17 protein-coding genes are annotated in these 16,382 nt (G+C 70.2%); 7 read left to right on the top strand and 10 right to left on the bottom strand.

The annotated features are described in order from the left end of the window. Positions 1-18 precede the first annotated feature (18 nt). From ACT1U9_RS31345 to ACT1U9_RS31320, 6 genes are read right to left on the bottom strand one after another with little or no spacing between them, the layout of a single operon-like run. The gene (locus ACT1U9_RS31345; RefSeq protein ID WP_444535997.1) at positions 19-1,575 is read right to left on the bottom strand and encodes a GMC oxidoreductase; all 1,557 of its coding nucleotides are present in this window, start codon (positions 1,573-1,575) and stop codon (positions 19-21) included. After that, entirely contained in the window at positions 1,572-2,132 is a 561-nt protein-coding gene (locus tag ACT1U9_RS31340; RefSeq protein ID WP_444535996.1) for a VOC family protein, read from the bottom strand. The genes ACT1U9_RS31345 and ACT1U9_RS31340 overlap by 4 nt, the downstream gene beginning before the upstream one ends. Then, positions 2,129-2,530: a hypothetical protein gene (locus ACT1U9_RS31335; protein WP_444535995.1), complete on the bottom strand. Its 402-nt coding sequence runs from the start codon at positions 2,528-2,530 to the stop codon at positions 2,129-2,131. The genes ACT1U9_RS31340 and ACT1U9_RS31335 overlap by 4 nt, the downstream gene beginning before the upstream one ends. Then, on the bottom strand, positions 2,527-3,252 hold the full coding sequence (locus ACT1U9_RS31330) for a cupin domain-containing protein (protein ID WP_444535994.1): 726 nt from the start codon (positions 3,250-3,252) through the stop codon (positions 2,527-2,529). Before ACT1U9_RS31330 ends, ACT1U9_RS31335 begins: the two co-directional genes overlap by 4 nt. Continuing rightward, positions 3,245-4,459 (bottom strand): sedoheptulose 7-phosphate cyclase, encoded by a 1,215-nt coding sequence (locus ACT1U9_RS31325; protein WP_444535993.1) that lies wholly within the window; start codon positions 4,457-4,459, stop codon positions 3,245-3,247. The genes ACT1U9_RS31330 and ACT1U9_RS31325 overlap by 8 nt, the downstream gene beginning before the upstream one ends. A gap of 11 nt (positions 4,460-4,470) precedes the next feature. Next, positions 4,471-5,637 (bottom strand): 3-dehydroquinate synthase family protein, encoded by a 1,167-nt coding sequence (locus ACT1U9_RS31320; protein WP_444535992.1) that lies wholly within the window; start codon positions 5,635-5,637, stop codon positions 4,471-4,473. A 237-nt stretch (positions 5,638-5,874) separates the two neighbouring features. On the opposite strand from ACT1U9_RS31320, the gene ACT1U9_RS31315 reads away from it, so the two are divergent. From ACT1U9_RS31315 to ACT1U9_RS31300, 4 genes are all read left to right on the top strand, one after another. Then, complete coding sequence (locus tag ACT1U9_RS31315; protein ID WP_444535991.1) at positions 5,875-7,107, top strand: MFS transporter; 1,233 nt, start codon at positions 5,875-5,877, stop codon at positions 7,105-7,107. Between the two features lie 114 nt (positions 7,108-7,221). Then, complete coding sequence (locus ACT1U9_RS31310; RefSeq protein WP_444535990.1) at positions 7,222-8,445, top strand: GNAT family N-acetyltransferase; 1,224 nt, start codon at positions 7,222-7,224, stop codon at positions 8,443-8,445. A gap of 108 nt (positions 8,446-8,553) precedes the next feature. Further along, positions 8,554-8,841, top strand: coding sequence for a hypothetical protein (locus ACT1U9_RS31305; protein ID WP_444535989.1), 288 nt, complete (start codon positions 8,554-8,556; stop codon positions 8,839-8,841). A gap of 265 nt (positions 8,842-9,106) precedes the next feature. Further along, the gene (locus ACT1U9_RS31300) at positions 9,107-9,646 is read left to right on the top strand and encodes a hypothetical protein (protein ID WP_444535988.1); all 540 of its coding nucleotides are present in this window, start codon (positions 9,107-9,109) and stop codon (positions 9,644-9,646) included. A gap of 345 nt (positions 9,647-9,991) precedes the next feature. Here ACT1U9_RS31300 and ACT1U9_RS31295 read toward each other — a convergent pair whose 3' ends face one another. Continuing rightward, complete coding sequence (locus ACT1U9_RS31295) at positions 9,992-10,603, bottom strand: dihydrofolate reductase family protein (protein ID WP_444535987.1); 612 nt, start codon at positions 10,601-10,603, stop codon at positions 9,992-9,994. Positions 10,604-10,791: 188 nt separating this feature from the next. Between ACT1U9_RS31295 and ACT1U9_RS31290 the strand changes: the two genes are divergently transcribed. Both ACT1U9_RS31290 and ACT1U9_RS31285 read left to right on the top strand, forming a co-directional pair. Beyond that, the gene (locus ACT1U9_RS31290) at positions 10,792-11,595 is read left to right on the top strand and encodes a methyltransferase domain-containing protein (RefSeq protein WP_444535986.1); all 804 of its coding nucleotides are present in this window, start codon (positions 10,792-10,794) and stop codon (positions 11,593-11,595) included. 133 nt (positions 11,596-11,728) lie between these two features. Continuing rightward, positions 11,729-12,373 carry a hypothetical protein gene (locus ACT1U9_RS31285; RefSeq protein WP_444535985.1) on the top strand — a complete coding sequence of 215 codons (645 nt, stop codon included), beginning with the start codon at positions 11,729-11,731 and terminating at the stop codon, positions 12,371-12,373. A 72-nt stretch (positions 12,374-12,445) separates the two neighbouring features. Here ACT1U9_RS31285 and ACT1U9_RS31280 read toward each other — a convergent pair whose 3' ends face one another. Continuing rightward, a complete protein-coding gene (locus ACT1U9_RS31280; protein WP_444535984.1) occupies positions 12,446-12,922 on the bottom strand; it encodes a hypothetical protein in 477 nt (158 codons plus the stop codon). A 62-nt stretch (positions 12,923-12,984) separates the two neighbouring features. Continuing rightward, positions 12,985-14,886 carry a hypothetical protein gene (locus ACT1U9_RS31275; RefSeq protein WP_444535983.1) on the bottom strand — a complete coding sequence of 634 codons (1,902 nt, stop codon included), beginning with the start codon at positions 14,884-14,886 and terminating at the stop codon, positions 12,985-12,987. Between the two features lie 272 nt (positions 14,887-15,158). On the opposite strand from ACT1U9_RS31275, the gene leuE reads away from it, so the two are divergent. Next, entirely contained in the window at positions 15,159-15,821 is a 663-nt protein-coding gene (leuE, locus tag ACT1U9_RS31270; protein ID WP_444535982.1) for a leucine efflux protein LeuE, read from the top strand. A 12-nt stretch (positions 15,822-15,833) separates the two neighbouring features. On the opposite strand, the gene ACT1U9_RS31265 is transcribed toward leuE, so the two are convergent. Further along, complete coding sequence (locus tag ACT1U9_RS31265) at positions 15,834-16,376, bottom strand: RICIN domain-containing protein (RefSeq protein ID WP_444535981.1); 543 nt, start codon at positions 16,374-16,376, stop codon at positions 15,834-15,836. Positions 16,377-16,382 lie beyond the last annotated feature (6 nt).

Raw genomic sequence — 16,382 nt, 5'->3', positions numbered from 1 at the left:
GGATCTCCTTGGGCGGTGTCAGGGCAGGACGGCGGCGTCCCTGCCCGCGCGCAGGGCCTGCGCGACGATGGTCAGGGTCGGGTTGACGGCCGCGGACGAGGGGAAGAAACCGCCGTCGACGACGAACAGGTTGCGTACCTCGTGGCTGCGGCAGTAGGGGTCGAGGACCGAGTAGGCGGGGTCGTGACCGGCGACGGTGGTGCCGCACTGGTGGCCGGTGTGCTCGACGCCCATGCGGTGGGTGAGGACGAGCGGGTATCCGGCGCGGCGCATCATCCGTGCTCCTTGGCGCACCAGGCGCCGGTGGGCCCGGGCGTTGACGGGGTGCCAGTCGAGGGTGACCCCTCCCCCGGGCCCGAGCAGCACGCGGTTCTCCGGCCGGGGCAGGTCCTCCGAGATGAGCCACCAGTCGACGCTGCGGTCCGCCAGCTCGCCCAGGATCCGGCGCGGCACACGCGGGTGCGCGGTCGCCATCGCCGCCGGGTGGACCTTGCCCATCAGCTGGAGGTTGCCCAGCGGGTGGGGGGTTTGGTCACCGGCCCGGTAGAAGTCGTTGACGGCGAGGGTCTTCTGGAAGACGGACGGGTTGCGGTGCAGGGGGTCGACGGCCATCAGCATGCTGTTGTGATGCAACATCAGATTCCGCCCGACCAGACCACTGCCGTTGGCCAGACCGTCGGGGTGGGCACCACTCGCCGAACGCAGAAGCAGCGCAGCGGAGTTGACGGCCCCGCAGGAGACCACGACGGTGCCCGCGACGATGGTGACGGGGTGGCCGTTGCGGTGTGCCTCGACGGTGGTGACGATGGACCCGGACGGGTCGGTGCGCAGCCGTGAGACATACGTATGCGTGAGCAGCCGGACCGTCGGTGCGCGCAGTGCGGGGCGCAGGGCACGGGTCTCCGCGTCGCTCTTGGCGCCGACCCGGCACGGGAAACCGTCGCAGGTGTCGCAGCGTACGCACGTCCCGCCGTCGGCCAGGTCGACGCCGAGTTCAAGGGGATAGGGGTGGAGCCCCTGGGCGCGCAGGCGCTGCTCCAGCTCGGCGATGCGGGGCGCGTGGGCGACGGGCGGATGGGGGTAGGGGCCGGACCGGGCCGGCTCGGTCGGGTCGTGACCGTGCTGGCCGTGCACGCGGTAGAGGCGCTCGGCCTCGGCGTAGTAGGGCTCCAACTCCCCGTAGTCGAAGGGCCAGGCCGGGGAGGTGCCGTCCAGGTGGTCGACCGCGTCGAAGTCGCTCTCGCGCAGCCGGGGCAGGCTCGCCCCGTACACCTTGGTGGTGCCGCCGACGTAGTAGTGGGCGGCGGGGGTGAACGCCGTGCCGCCGGTGGTGTGCCAGGTCTCGGCGTTGCGGTAGCGGGCGTCTCCGAAGACCGCCTGCGGCGACCAGTTGGCCTCCTCGCGCGGCAGGAAACCGCCGCGCTCGACGACGAGGACGCGTGCGCCGGTCCCGGCAAGGGCCCAGGCCATGGTCGCTCCCCCGGCGCCGGAGCCGATCACGACGATGTCGGCGTCGTAGCGGGTGGCGTCGCTCCGGACCACCGGCGGGGTGCCGGGTCCCCAGATGCCGGTCATGTCCCTCTCCCTTCGTGCGGGGCCTGCGGCTGATAGAGGCGTATGTCGGTGTGCTCCTGGTAGGGCTGGCGGTCGGGGGCGTGGACGAGTTCGAGGTGCTGGCCCCACGGGGTGGTGAAGTACACCCAGCGGGTGCCGCGAATCGGGCCTTCACCGACCTGTTCCGGCTCGCCGAGCACGCGTACACCCGGCGTGGCGGTGAGATGGCGTACGCAGGCGTCGAAGTCGTCGGTCCAGAAGGCGAGATGGTGGCCGCCCCAGTCGCTGTTGCCGGGCATCTGCTCGCGTCGGCCGGGGCCGGTGTATTCGAAGAGTTCGAGGTTGAGGGTGGGGCCGAGGCGCAGCATCGCGATGTGTGCGGTGGCCCGGGGGTGGACGCCGAGTTGGCGGTGCATCCAGTCGCTGTCGGGGGTGGCGATCGGCCCGGTGCGGTACGCCGTTTCTGCACCCAGTACGTCGGTGAAGAAGGCGACCGCCTCGTCGAGGTCGGGCACGGTGAAGGCGATGTGGTGGACGGCGCTCAGGCCGGGGGCGCGCGAGGTGGTGGCCGTGGTCATGTCCGGTCCTTGGTCATGTCGGGGGTGCGGGGCGGGAGTTGGCGGGTGATGGCCGACGGCGTCACGGTCAGGCAGAGCAGTTCGGCGCCGTCCGGCCCGGCCCGCAGGGTGATGTCCTGTGCCGTGCGGGCCAGGATCAGACCGCCTTCGCCGAGCGCGGTGCCGGTGGCCGGGGCGCCAGGCCAGTGGGCGGTGAGCGGGCCGCCCAGGACGTACCAGGCCGCTTCGGTACCGGCCCGGCCGACCAGGTCGTAGTGCGCGTGCGGCGCCAGGCTCACCCGGTCGACCGCCTCGCACTCGCTGTGCAGCATGCCGCGCCGGGCCAGACAGCGGATGCGGATGGGGGTTCGTCCGCCGCTGTGCAGGGCCGCCGTCCGGCGGCTCGCGTTGACGATCACGACTGCTCCTCTCGCGGCACGTCGAGGACGGCGTGGAAGTACTCCAGTCCGTCGAGACCGGCTTCTACGTGCGCCTCGGTGCCCAGGGGCAGGGTCACGGAGACGCCCGGGGCGAGCGCCACACTCGTCGCTCCGACCCGGGCCGTACCGGCGCCGTCGGTCACGTACACCGTGTGCTCGACATCGCGGGCGGCGAGCTCGGCCGTTTCGACGGGGAGCAGACGGGTCACGCGCACGGTACGCAGAGGGCCGCTGAGCACGGTGGCGGCGTCCACCGGCCCCGACCGGTACAGGTCGGTGATGACCGCGTTGGTGTCGGCTGTGTGGTGCATGACGGTGTCCTTCGTGGGGGGTGGGGAGGGTGTATCGGCGGGTATTTCGATGACGAGCCAGGACAGGGGCCGTTTGCCGGTGTTGCGCAGTGCGTGCCGACGGCCGAGCGCGGTGAGGACGGCGGTGCCGGGGCGCACGGGGTGCGCGCGGCCGTCGAGGGTGATCTCGCCGCGCCCGCGGAGGACGAAGTACAGCTCCTCCGTACGGGAGTGACGGTGTTCCCCGCTGACGCCGCCGGGCGGCAGCCAGGCCCACTCGACCGCTTCCCACCGGCCGTGCAGCCCGGTGCGCCGGGCCAGACACGTCCAGCGCGAGAGGCCCTCGGCGGCGTGCACTCCGTGCACGTCCGCCGGTTCGTGGACATCGGCGACGATGACTGCTTCACGCATGACCGTCCTCCTTGTCTGCTGTGTGATACAGCGTCAGACTCAGTGCCGCGTCGGCCAGTTCGTCGGGTGTCACGTCGTCGACGAAGACGGCGTCGCCGATGCCCAGGGGCAGCGGAAGCCGCTGGCTGCCGTCGCGGTGGCGGACCGTGTCGGCCAGCGCCTCGCCCAGCACGCCCGGTTCGCACAGCCGGTGCCATACGGGCAGGCCGAGCCCGCGCATCACGTCCAGGATCCGGCGGCGCTCCCGGGGCAGGACCAGACCGCGCTCTTCGGCGATCACGGTGGTCAGTGCCATGTCGAGGCAGACCGCCTCACCGTGCAGCAGCTCGGGCAGAGCGCGCATCTCCAGCGTGGGACTGAACGAGTGGCCGTAGTCGACGACCCGTTCCAGCTCGCTCTCCCACAGGTTGCCCTGCAGCTCCTCCAACATGCCTTGCACCGCCCGGCCCAGCACCTCCCGTACGACCGGGTCGAGACCCCTGCCGCCCTGGAGGTGCTCGTCGACCAGTCGGCCGCCGTGGGTCTCCAACAGGCCGAACAGATCACGGTCCTTGATCAGGGCGATCTTGAGGATCTCGGCCATGCCGTTGCTCAGGTGCCGCCGGTCGAGGGTGGCCAGGAACCGCGGGTCCAGGAGCGTCTGCGCGGCGGGGTGATAGGTGCCGAGCCGGTTCTTGTAGGGCCCGAAGTTCACGCCGGTCTTCGCCCCGACACCCGCGTCGACCAGACCGATCAGAGTGGTCGGCACCCGTACGTACGGAGTACTGCGGCGGTAGAGGCTGCAGGCCAGGCCGACGACGTCCATCAGCACGCCGCCGCCTATGGCGACGACCGGCTCGCTGCGCCGGGCGATGCCGAACCGGTCCATCGCCTCGGTCACCGAGAAGACGGCGTCCATCGTTTTCAGCTGCTCATGTGCGGTGAGCACATGGATCTCGTAGTCGAGGCCGCGGGCCTCTCCGTAGGCGCGGAGGCGGTCGCCGTACAGCTCGTCGACGGTGGTCTCCACCACGAGGAGGCGGCGGGGCGGCACGGGGTCGTCGTCGGGCACTCCCGCGCCCGCGAGCGCGGGGTTGCGCGGGTCCAGTACGTCCGGGGTGAAGCCCACCTCGTAGCGGACGGGCTTGGCGGTGCTCACGGTCCAGGAACGGACCGGCTCGCCCGAGGTGAACAGGCCGTGGGTGGAACGGGGGGCCAAGGTGGTCACGAGTGGTCTCCTCACAGAATGCGCGACCCCGGTCGGGGCCGGATCGGAACGTCTTCCACCACGTTCGGGCGCCCGGTGCCCCGGGCACATGAGGCGCCGGTCCCGACCGTGTCCCGGCCGGATCCCGGCCGCCGGGGACGGCCCACCAGGCCGTCCGTCGCCCCACCCAGGGCGGCCCGCAGGACGTCCTCGCCGACGGGGGTGACGGTGTGGCCGCCGGATACGTGGGGCTCTCCCAGGGCGTCGAGGAGCACCATGCCGACGGTGCTGTCGTTCGCCGCGTACAGGGCCCTCAGCACGTCCTGCGCGGTGACAGGTGCGGAAAGGAGGTCGGGAGCACCCCAGCGCCCCAGCAGCTCCCGGTGCGCGGCCTCCCCCGCCGCGTCGAGCAGTCCCATCCGGCGGGCACACCGTGCCGCCACCAGCAGGCCCTGGGCGACGGCGTCGCCGTACCGCAGAGCGCCGACGCCGAGCGCGCGCAGGGCGTCGGCCACGACATGCCCGTACCGGAACACCCCGGCCGGACCGTCCTCCAGCGGGTCGTAGCAGGTGAGGGCGGCGCGGACGTCGGCGCACAGGGCGATGAACGAGGCCAGCTCGCTCCTGCCGTATCTGCCGTCCGGCCGCAGCCGGGCGCTGACCTGGTCATACGCGGCCGGGCACACCGACAGCACATTCCTGACCAGCGCATACAGCCCGGGCCGCACGGCATTGGGTGCGAGCGTGTCCAGGAACTCCAACTGCGCACGCACCAGGACCGGCACCCGGCGCGGCCCGTCGGGGCCGACCAGCGACAGTGCGGTGTCCAGTACGGCGGGCAGGGTGGTCGGGAGCAGGAAGGGGCCCCGGCGGGTGTGTGCGGCCGGGCGGGCGGCGGCGTCGAGGACGCTGGTACCGCCGAGAGCGACGATCACGGCGTCGGGAGAGATGTCGTCCGGACCGGACGCCCACACCAGCTGGGCGGGTGCGGCCGCGCCGAGGTGGTGCAGGACGCGGTCGACATGGGCCGCCGGGACACCGCGGTCGGACATGACCAGGAAGCGGTCGGCGTCCAACTGCCGGGCGATGTCGGTCAGTTCGCCCCATGAGGCGGATCCGTCCCGTACCTGGAGGGGGAAACGGGCCGGACCGGAGCAGATGCTCCGGTCGAGGGCTACGGATGCGGAGAAGGGGCACATGAGGGGACTCGCAGACCGGGCGCTGCCCGAGGGGTGATCGATGCCCCTCAACCGTCGGCGCGCCCGGGCCCCGTACACATGAGGCGGCGGCCCCGTCCCGGACCCATCGTCGGGTCCCGGATGCCGGGCAGTGCGTGATCGCCGCATGCTGTCGCTTTTTCGCCCAGCCGGTGTCTCGTAGCGCCCCGCGCGCGGGGCGTCACGACCTCACTCGCGTGTTCCTGATAGGCAGACACGGTGAGCAACCCCGTATCCGCGCGCCAAGCGGACGACATCGCCCCCGGCCGGTACGGCACCGGGCGCGGCCTTCCGTTCGTCCTGGCCGCCTACGCGTTCACCGTCGTCATGTGCGGCACGACGCTGCCCACCCCCCTCTACGCCTTGTACCAGCAGAAGTTGGGCTTCTCCTCGTTCATGGTGACCGTGATCTTCGCGGTGTACGCCGTCGGTGTCATCGTGGCGCTGCTCCTGCTCGGGCAGTTGTCGGACTCGGTGGGCAGAAGGCCGGTTCTGCTGGCCGGGCTTGTGCTGTCGGCGATGAGCGCGGGGTGTTTCCTCTTCGAACGCGGGCTGCCGGAGCTGTTCGCGGGCCGAGTGCTGTCGGGGCTGTCCGCCGGGCTGTTCACGGGGACGGCGACCGCTGCCGTGGTGGAGCTCGCCCCGAGGCGGTGGGCCACGTCCGCCACGCTGGTCGCCACCGCGGCCAACATGGGCGGCCTGGGCAGCGGCCCGCTCCTCGCCGGTCTGATCGCGCAGTACGCACCGGATCCACTGCGCCAGGTGTTCTTCCTGGACCTGGTGCTCGTGGCGGTGGCCGTGGTCGGTGTGCTGCTGATCCCGGAGACGGTACGGGACCGGCACGGCAGGCCGCGTGGCCCCCGGCGGCTGCGTGTGCCGCCGTCGGTGCGCCCCTCCTTCGTACCGGCGGCCATGGCCGGATTCGCGGGGTTCGCGACACTGGGTCTGTTCACGTCGGTGGCACCGAGCTTCCTCAAGGAGGTGGTGGGGGTGGGCGATCCGGCGGTGTCCGGGACTGTGGTCTTCCTGGCCTTCGCGGCGTCCATGGCCGGCCAGTTGCTGATGGGCCGGGTCGGTGTGCACCGGGCGCTGCCGTGGGGATGCGTGGTCCTCGTGGCGGGCATGGCGCTGGTCGCCTCCGCGCTGCTCTCGGCCTCGCTGCCACTGCTGGTGGCGGGGGCACTCACAGCGGGCGCGGGGCAGGGGTTGTCGTTCCGGGCCGGTGTCACCGCGGTGGGCGGGCGCAGCCCGGTCGAGCGGCGGGCGGAGATCACCTCCGCGTTGTTCGTCGTCTTCTACGTGGCGATCTCGATTCCCGTGGTCGGCGTGGGAATCATGGCCGTCACACTGGGACTGCGACAGTCAGGGTTGATCTTCAGCGGATGCGTCGCGCTGCTCGCGGTCACCACGGCGGCACTGCTCTGGCTGCGGCCGGTGGAGCCCAACGTTTGAGGAAGATCCGCCACCCCCGGCCGTAATTCGGTTGACCTGACCACGCGTCAACGCTGCACTGTGGCACGGCATCACGCGTGGTGGTGCCGGTATCGCGGGAAGGCAGCGGCAGCAATGGAGATACGTTCCACGACCGACCAGGACCTCGACGTCTTCGTCGACACACTCCATGCCGCGTTCGGGCGCTTCCGGGAAACCCCGGGCGAGGACGGCGGCGGGGTCTTCTGGTCGGCGTTCGAAATGGAACGCAACCTGCTCGCCATGACGGCCGACGGGCGGCCCGTCGGCACCGCTGGTGCGTACTCCTTCGAGCTCACGCTGCCCGGTGAGACCGTCGTCCCGACCTCCGGGGTCACCGGCGTCGGCGTCCTGCCCTCGCACCGACGCCAGGGCGTGCTCACCGCGATGATGCGGCATCAGCTCACCGATTTGCGGGCCCGTGGGGAGTACCTTTCCGTACTGCTGGCCGCCGAGGCCGTGATCTACCGCAGGTTCGGCTACGGACCGGCGACCTACACGGCGCGGCTGACGGTGCCGCGCCACCGGGCGGCCCTCGCCCTTCCCCGGGCGCGCGGAGCTGCCGACGCCCCGGCGACCGGCTCGATCGAGGTACTGCGGCGTGCCGAGTGCGGCGAGATCCTGGAAGAGGTCTACGACCGGTACCGCCGCGCCCAGCCCGGCGCTCTGTCCCGGCCGCACCGCTGGTGGACCTCGGGCGCGGGCCAGCCCCCGATCGCTCCGGCACCGCGCTACATCGCCGTCCACCGGGACACCGACGGCGTCCCGGACGGGTACGCCAGCTACTCGCTCGGCGAGTCCCAAACGTTGACCGTCGACGAGACCATCGCCACCGACGACGCCGTCTATACGGCCCTGGCCCGGTACCTGCTCGGCCACGACCTGGTCACCCAGGTCGTGTTCAAGCACGTCCCGACCGGGCACCCGCTGCGCTGGCAGTTCGAGGACTTCCGCGCCGGCGAGGTGAGCGGCGACACCGACTGGCTCTGGGTGCGGCTCCTCGACGTCCCGCGTGCGCTGACCGCGCGCGGCTATTTCATGGACGGCGAGCTCGTCCTCGACGTCGACGACCCGTTCCTCGGCGAACACGGCCGCCACCTGCTGACCGTCCGGGACGGCAAGGCCGAGTGCCTCCCGACGGACCGCGAGCCCGACCTGTCCCTGGACGTCAGCGACCTGGGCTCGATCTACCTCGGCGGCACCGCCCCGAGCACGCTCGTACGTGCCGGACACATCCGGGCCCACCGCCCGGGCGCGGCCGCCCTCGCCGACGCCCTCTTCGGCGCCGAACGCTCCCCGCACTGCCTGCACTGGTTCTGACCGCGGATTGCGTCCACACGACCGATGAGTTCCGCCGCGCCGCGTCGTCTCAATAGGTGGGAACGTCCCCTTGGGAGGCCCGAGACGAGACGACGAGGAGCGCACACCGTGGACCAGGAGAACGTGAGCGCCACCCTGACTCTCACGGCATCCGCCGCGCGGGTGTTCGCGGTGTTGGCCGACCCGACGACCCATGCGGCGATCGATGGCACCGGCTGGGTCTGGCGTTACGACCTCGCGCCGCTCGGCCCGTCCGAGACCGAGGTCACGCTCACCTACGACTGGTCGGCGGTGCCGCAGTACATCCGCGACCGCGGCATCCAGTTCCCGCCGCTCGGCCCGGAACATCTCACCAACTCACTGCACCACCTGGCCGAGATCGTCTCCGATGGGTGACGCGGTCGACGTGACGCTGCAGGGGCTTTCCAGCGGCTGCTTAGCGATGAGCCCGGCCTCGAACCGTCCCACCGGTTCGCGCAACAACGGTTCGACGTCCGTCCGGCGTCGAGCGCGGCTCGCTCGGGGCGGCAGGATCCGGCCCGACTGTCTGAGCCGCGAGGTGTCCCCGGTCCGCATCCTGGGCAGGCAACGTCTGGTCCCCGCCACGAGGCGGGAGACAGTGGACAGTTCATGATGTGGCGGCCGAGAGTGAGGCGGTCTCGTGTTGTACGCATTCGGCTTCGAGCGGATCGGCGTCGTAGTCGGTGATCTCTACTTCGTCAATCCCGAGCCCGATCCAGGACAGGAAGGTCCCGAGCGGGGAGTCCGCCTGGAGCTAAGGGTGTTGGAGCGAGGCGAGCTGAAAGGGTCCATCTACTCCGCGCGGCCCATCATGATCGACCGTCCGCTGTGGCGGGGCGATCTCCTGGAGTCCGTGGACGGCCCCTTCGCGAGCTTCGACCGGACGCACCATCACCCGAGGTTCCGCGCATGGGAACCCGGCCTACGGGTCTTCGTCGAGCAGCTCAGCGCAGACCCGTTGGGCTGGGTGGCAGAGCGGCTCTGCGACCTGGACGGGCTGCTCAAGGAGGCGGGAGTGGCTCCGGACGAGGTGGGACCGGCGGACCCGGCAGACCTGCGTCGTGCGGTTCCGCAGATCATGGGCGCCATCAACCTGCTCCTTGAGGGGATCCGCGACGGCCGCCTGGCCCAGCCACCGGGGCACGAGCCGGTGACCGCGGCCAGGCAGGGTTGGCTGTAGCTGACGCCGACGCCGGGCGTCACACCTGAACACGGTGAATGGGTGCCTGCCCGCCGCTGATGGGCGGGCAGGCACCCGCGGTGTACGCCGAGACGGGGGACCTCCGCGTACACCGCCACCGGCGACCGGGCCAGGAGAAAGCCGCTTCGCCGGAGCCTGTGGCTCCAACGAGCGTGGCAGCCACCGCCCACGGCACAACAGCACCCCCTCAGCCAAGAACTCCAGGACCGTGGCCGACGGGCGACGGGTGCCGCCGGTAGGCCCGGCGCTGCGGCCGCTCTCCCGCCCCACGCAAGCTGCGGGCGGCACCGCCGACAGACGCCCGGCCGCGCGTCGGCCTCGTCACTACTCGGTTTGGGGCAGATGAGCCTTGGCGTCGTCGTAGGCGCCGTTCCCGGCCGACTCGGCCGGGGCGTAGACCAGGTGCACCACTCCGGTCTGGAACGCCTCGGAGGAGATCAGCCGCAGCGGGATCGGGCTCTCGCCCTCGTCGAACAGCCGCATACCCTTGCGTACGGCGAGGGGGTGCACCAGCAGATGCAGCTCGTCCAGCAGTCCGGCGCCCAGCAGTTGGCGGACGACCGAGATCGAACCGCTGAGGGAGATGTCTCCGCCCGACTCGTTCTTCAAAGCGGTGACGGCGTCGACGAGGTCACCCTCCAACTGCTCCGAGTTCCGCCAGCTGAACTCAAGCTTCTGCTTCGACGCGACGATCTTGCGCGCGTCGCCCAGCGTCTTGGCGAAACCGGCGTCCTCGCCGCCCGCCGCCTCCCGCTCCGGCCAGGCTCCGGCGAAGCTCTCGTAGGTCTTGCGGCCGAACAGCACGGTGTCGGCCGCACCGAGCATCGCGCCGACCGCAGCGCCCATCTCGTCGTTGAAGTAAGGGAAGTGCCACTGGTCGGGAGCCTCCACCACCCCGTCGAGCGAGATGAACAGGCCAGCCGTGATCTTCCTCATGATGTCCCTCCCAGGCGGCTGCGCGGTGCAGTCTGCCGATAGTAAGACGGTGGGAGCGGGAGAAACTCATCGGTGTGGCGCGGTCATCTTTCGTGGCGGAGCGGACAGGGCCAAGTGCCGCCCGGGAGGCCGCTCCTGATCACCCGATCCCCAGTCCCCGTCCTCAACTCCTCTGCCACAATCGCCCCATGGCTGACAATGACGGCAACCGCGGCTATCTGCTGGACAACCAACAGTCCGAGGCGGGTGTACGGTTCGGCGCCCTGAGCGAGTTGTTCGACCCGGTGACGTTCCGGCATGTCGACCGGCTCGGGATCGGTGCCGGTATGCGGTGCTGGGAGGTCGGGGCCGGCGGCGGGTCCGTACCGCTCGGGCTCGCCGAGCGAGTCGGCCCGGCCGGTTCCGTGATCGCCACCGACATCGATGTGTCCTGGACGCGGGACATCGCCGACGGGGTGATCGAGGTGCTGTCCCACGACGTGGTGGCCGATCCCCCGCCGCCCGGCTCCTTCGATCTGGTGCACGCCCGGCTGGTCCTCGTGCATGTCCCCGACCGCGCCGAGGCACTGCGCCACATGGTCCAGGCGCTGCGGCCCGGCGGGTGGCTGCTCCTGGAGGACGCCGACCCCATGTTGCTACCGCTGGCGTGTCCGGACGAGTCGGGTCCCGAACAGCGGCTCGCCAACCGCTTGCGGACCGGCTTCCGTACCCTGATGGCCGGCCGCGGCGCGGACCTGGCGTACGGGCGGACCCTGCCCAGGGTGCTCCGCGAAGCCGGTTTGGCAGATGTACAGGCGGACGCGTACTTCCCCATCACCTCCCCGGCCTGTGCCGTGCTCGAAGACGCGACGGTGCGGCAGGTCCGCCATCATCTGGTCGCGCAAGGCCTTGCCACCGACGAGGAGATCGACCGCCACTTGGCCGACGTCGCCGCCGGCCGGCTCGACCCGGCCACGGCCCCGATGATCTCGGCGTGGGGCCGCCGCCCGTAACCCTCCTCCCCGGCCGACTCGCGACACGCTCGATTACTGTGATCACTTCATCAACAAGGAGTGACCGGGGAGGGGCGTCGTGCGTACGGCACCGGTGGCTGTGACAAAGGCCGTTACAGGGGTTTTGGCGTGCGTGACGGCAGCTGCCGCCGTGGTCGGCTGCTCCGGGAGCGGTACGGCGAAGGGGCGCTCCGCCGAGAAGTTGCTCCATGACGCCAACAGCACGATGGGCGCGCTCCGTTCGCTGACCATCGACTCGAAGACCACCGGCGGTACGGGTGGCACCACCTCCAGCCACCAGACCACCGACCTCAAGCACACCTGCGCGACCGAGACGACCTGGACCTCGGGCGCCGTCTTCGAGCAGATCCGGATCGGCGACACGGACTATGCCCGCCCGAACGCTGCATACCTCAAGGCGGCGGGTCACCCGATGACCGGTGCGCGGCAGCAGTCGCGGTGGGTGAAGACCCCCACCAGCGACGCGACGCCCGGCGACGGGCTCGTCGAATGCACCCGGGAGTTCGCCTCCTTCGGCAAAGCCCACCAGAACGACCCGGTCGACCTCGACGGCACCCGCACGATCCCGCTCCAGGTGACGGACGATGCGGACAAGGGCGGCACGTACACCTTCTACATCGCCGCCGAGGGCAAGCCGTACATCCTCAAGGTCCTCTACAAGGGGTCCAGGCTCCAGAGCACCACATCGTTCAGCGCCTTCGACAAGCCGCTGGATGTACGGGCTCCGGCGGCGACCGAGGTTGTCGACATGGGGTAGCTCGTCGTTCACCCTGACCGAGTTCCCCTGGTCACCGCCGCCCTCCCGACCACCACACCCTGACCCGTCGCCTCAGCGAGGCCACTTCTCCGGAGTGGCCGGGGTGTCCACCCGGCAGACGGCCGGCTGACCGGGGCCGGGGGATCTCCCCTCGGCGACCACCCGGACCCCGTCGAGCAGGATGCGGCAGGAGGCCACCCCGTCCGCTGCCGGAACCACCTCCACCCGCGCCTCCTTGCCGACGTTCACGAACACCTCGGTGCTCCAAGGGAGTTGTACGGGACCGGTGCGCTCCTGCGCGTACTGCGATTTGTAGCGATCGGGGTTGTGCCCGTACCGCACGTCGGTGGCGCGGGGCCCGCCGCCGACCGCAGCCCCTTCGTAGGTGAGGAACCAGGCGCTCCCCGCCGTATGCCCCTTGATCCAGAACGCGATCTCCCGGGACCAGATCAGCCCGACGGCCACCAGGACGGCGAAGCCCAAGCCGATCACGGCGAGCAGGACGCCGGTGCGGGAGGTGCGGTGGGGAGGGTGGGGTGCGTGTGCCATGGGGGGGGAACCTCGATCATTCCCGTGAGGGGATTTGCTGGTATTTGCGCACTTTACGCTGCTCAGCTACTGCTACCTGCCGCCAGAGCTTCGCGTGCGCGGGCGATGTCCGGGGCGAGGGTCTTGGCGTCGGGTACCGGCGGGAGCATGTCGGTGTCGCGGAGTCGCTGGGTGAGCTTGTCCAGGTATTCCTGACGGTCCTCGCGGGAGTGGCTGGGGCCGTGCAGGGCCGCCTGCCAGGACTCGTCCTTCCAGCGGTCGATGTCGACCTCCTGCTTGATGAACTCCTCGTTGTACTGCCGGGCGCGCTCCACCAGGGCGACGCGGATCGCCGTGTCGAACTGCTGCCGCACCTGCTGAGGAAGCTCGCCGATCCGCTCCTCGGCGGCACGCTCGGCGCTGCGGGTCAGCAGCCGCTTGGCGGAATCAGAGGCACCGCCCCTCTGGATCTCGGCGATCTTCTCGGCGGCGTTGTGCAGCACCACCGCCTTCTCCGCCTCCAGTTGCTGCCGCTCGGCCTGCGCGGCCGAGGAGACCAGCTTCGGCAGGCCCTTCGTACGGAAGTCCGCGAACGTCTGCCCCCACGCCTCGTCACGCGCCTTCTGGAACACCGTGATCGACGGAATCTGGGCCTCCTGCCACTTCGCGGTGAAATAGCGGGCGCCGTGCAGTGTCAGCCCGGCCGGCCACAACGGACTCACCAGCAGCGCGTCGGCCCCGAAACAGGCCGCGGTGTCATCGGCGTCGAACCGGCCGTGGTCGCCGTTCGCTGCCGCCTGCGTGCCACAGCCCACGAACGGGACGATCGCGGTGAGCGCGGCGGCCTTGTCCAGACTGCTGGTGTCCTCGGCGAACGCGTCGTACACGCCCTTCGCCCACAGGGCGCCTCCGGCCACCACCAGCGCGCCCTTCGCCGTACCGGCGGCCGACTTCAGCCCCGCCCGCAGTTTGACCTTCGCCTCCGGCGACAGTCTCGTGTACTGCCGGATCCGGGCGTGGACGTCGGCGGGCGACAAGGTTTTGCCGTCACGCGCGACCACCTTCAGCCCGTACTTGCCCGCGAGTTCCCCGAAGACCTTCTCGACCTGCCGCGCCTCCAGCTCCTCCAACGCCTGACCGCTCGGCTTCTCCTCCGTGGGCGCACCGGTCCCGCACAGGTCCACGGAGCGCTTGGCGCGGCCGGAGCCGCTGGGAGAGCACGGCATACGGACGGGAAGGAAGCCGGGATGGCCCGCGTCGAAGGCGTCGTTGACCTGAAGGCTCTTGATCCGCTTCCCGTCAACTGTGAAGTCGCCTCTGGCTATCGCGGCCTCGGACCACGTGCCGATCTTTCCGCTCTCGTCCACCTCGGCCACGCGCTCATAGACCTGCGCCGAGTGAATGTTCCGCGGATCGATCTTCCGGAACGCCGCCCACTCCCGCTGGCCGAACTTCTCCCGCACGGAGGACTTCTCCGCCACACCTTCCCGCTGCGCGGCGTCCTCCACGTAGACCATGTTTCCGCTGGTGGGCTTGATGATGTAGACGATGCCCCGGGAGACGGCGAACTTCCGCACCTTGCCGTCCGCTCCTTGCCGGAATTCATATCCATAGGCGGCCGGCTGGTTTCCCGTCCCCAGGGCGAACTGCTTGGCGGTCGCCAGGTTCTCCGTGGTGGAAATGTACGGACTGATGTTGCGCTCGCCGCCCTGCAAATGCCGTTCGATGGAGAAGTCCACGGACTGGGCCTCATCGGTCAGCCGTGCGTGCATGCCTTCCTTGAAGGCCCGCTCGGGATTCGGCTCGGTATAGCGGTCGGACGACTCATAGGACGGGTTCTTGGCCAACGGCTCCTTCGGCCAGAGATTGACCCCGCGATACACGAAGTCCGGGAGCTTGCGCGATGCCACCATTTCTTGCATCGCGGGCGGTACGGGTTGGGCCTGGGCCACGGAGAGATCCGCGGCGACGACAACTGAACTCAAGAGCAGGATATGGGCGGTTGCAGCGGTCCAGCGAAGACGCATGACAAACCTTCCGGCCTTCCGGGCGATATCGGATGCCGGGATTTCATCACCCGGCGCCCATGCGCCACACGAGGCCGAAGTCCTCAAACGGAGGACCTACTTCCCGCAACCAACTCGGCCGTCACACCGTCCCCGCGCCACTCGGCGGCCAGCCTCCACGCCATGCGGCCCGGTGCCACATCGTGAAACACCCGGACCGACTGTCACACCCCTGTGCGACACTCGGCCGCATGCTGGGTGTAACCGATCTTCCGACATACCTCATGGGCCTGCTGCTGATCATTCTGGCGCCCGGGCCGAACTCGCTGTACGTGCTCTCCGTCGCGGCCCGGCGTGGGGTGCGGACGGGGTATGTCGCGGCTGCGGGCGTCTGGACCGGGGACACGGTGCTGATGACGCTCTCCGCGCTCGGGGCGGCGTCGCTGCTGCAGACGACGCCGCTGCTGTTCGCCGTGGTCAAGTACGCCGGTGCCGGGTATCTGTCCTGGATGGCGATCGGCATGCTGAGGCAGGCGCTCGGTATGTGGCGTGCCCGCCATGCGTCACCCGGGGCTGATGCGACCCCCGCGAGCGAGGCCACGGAGGCTGCCGCCGAGCGCCCGTACCGGCGTGCGCTGATGCTCAGCCTCTTCAACCCGAAGGCGATCCTGTTCCTGGTCTCGTTCTTCGTGCAGTTCGTGGATCCCGGATACGCCTATCCGGCGCTGTCCTTCCTGGTGCTCGGCACACTGCTGCAAACAGCGAGCTTCCTGTACCTGTCCACGCTCATATTCAGCGGCACCCGGCTGTCCGCCGCCTTCCGCCGCCGCAAGCGGCTGTCGGCCGGGGCGACGTCGGCGGCGGGCGTGCTCTTCCTCGGCTTCGCCGCGAAGCTGTCGCTCAGCGGGGTGTGACGGGGGCGGTCGTCACTGTTGGTGCCACCGGTCGTACTGGTCGGAGGGATCGCAGGGCGTCGTCTGCAGGAGAGTGCCGTTGCGCACGCTCGGCGTGGACAGACAGAGCCCGCTCGACGCGTTCTGCCACACGTCGTACCAGCCCGAGGGCGGCCCGTTGGGGTTGTCCGCGAAGAAGACGTTCCACTGCTGGGTGGGGTCGGCCGCGTTGCAGAACGCCATGGTGACCGTTCCCGCCCCGGAGGCGGGCGCGGTGATGCAGCGTCCCGTGTGCTGGTTGGTGAAGGTGAACAGGCCGGTCTGGGTGTTGAACCCTTCGAGCCATTTCTGTTCGGAACCACCGGTGCACGACCACATCTGAAGCTTCGCGGCGTTCTCGGTGGCGTTGTCGAGACAGTGGCTCGAATTCCAGACATTGATCGGGCTGAAGCCGTCGGCGTGCGCGGGCGCACCGGCCATGGCGATGACCAGCATCGCGAAGACCGCCGTGACGAGCGCGAACAGGCCGCGTCGTCCGGACCTGGGTCTGCTACGGGTGTCTCGATCGAAGATCACTGGCAT

This window comes from Streptomyces sp. BR1 (genome assembly GCF_052373795.1).
Classification (GTDB): domain Bacteria; phylum Actinomycetota; class Actinomycetes; order Streptomycetales; family Streptomycetaceae; genus Streptomyces.
The sequence above is the reverse complement of the archived record's forward strand: the minus strand, read 5'-3'. Positions and strand labels throughout refer to the sequence as shown.

Bases quoted from the DNA above. Each gene is read 5' to 3' on its own strand.
- ACT1U9_RS31320 (WP_444535992.1), bottom strand. From the start codon at position 5,637: ATGTGCCCCTTCTCCGCATCCGTAGCCCTCGACCGGAGCATCTGCTCC.
- ACT1U9_RS31310 (WP_444535990.1), top strand. From the start codon at position 7,222: ATGGAGATACGTTCCACGACCGACCAGGACCTCGACGTCTTCGTCGAC.
- ACT1U9_RS31290 (WP_444535986.1), top strand. From the start codon at position 10,792: ATGGCTGACAATGACGGCAACCGCGGCTATCTGCTGGACAACCAACAG.
- ACT1U9_RS31280 (WP_444535984.1), bottom strand. From the start codon at position 12,922: ATGGCACACGCACCCCACCCTCCCCACCGCACCTCCCGCACCGGCGTC.
- ACT1U9_RS31295 (WP_444535987.1), bottom strand. From the start codon at position 10,603: ATGAGGAAGATCACGGCTGGCCTGTTCATCTCGCTCGACGGGGTGGTG.
- ACT1U9_RS31330 (WP_444535994.1), bottom strand. From the start codon at position 3,252: ATGCGTGAAGCAGTCATCGTCGCCGATGTCCACGAACCGGCGGACGTG.
- ACT1U9_RS31340 (WP_444535996.1), bottom strand. From the start codon at position 2,132: ATGACCACGGCCACCACCTCGCGCGCCCCCGGCCTGAGCGCCGTCCAC.
- leuE (WP_444535982.1), top strand. From the start codon at position 15,159: ATGCTGGGTGTAACCGATCTTCCGACATACCTCATGGGCCTGCTGCTG.
- ACT1U9_RS31345 (WP_444535997.1), bottom strand. From the start codon at position 1,575: ATGACCGGCATCTGGGGACCCGGCACCCCGCCGGTGGTCCGGAGCGAC.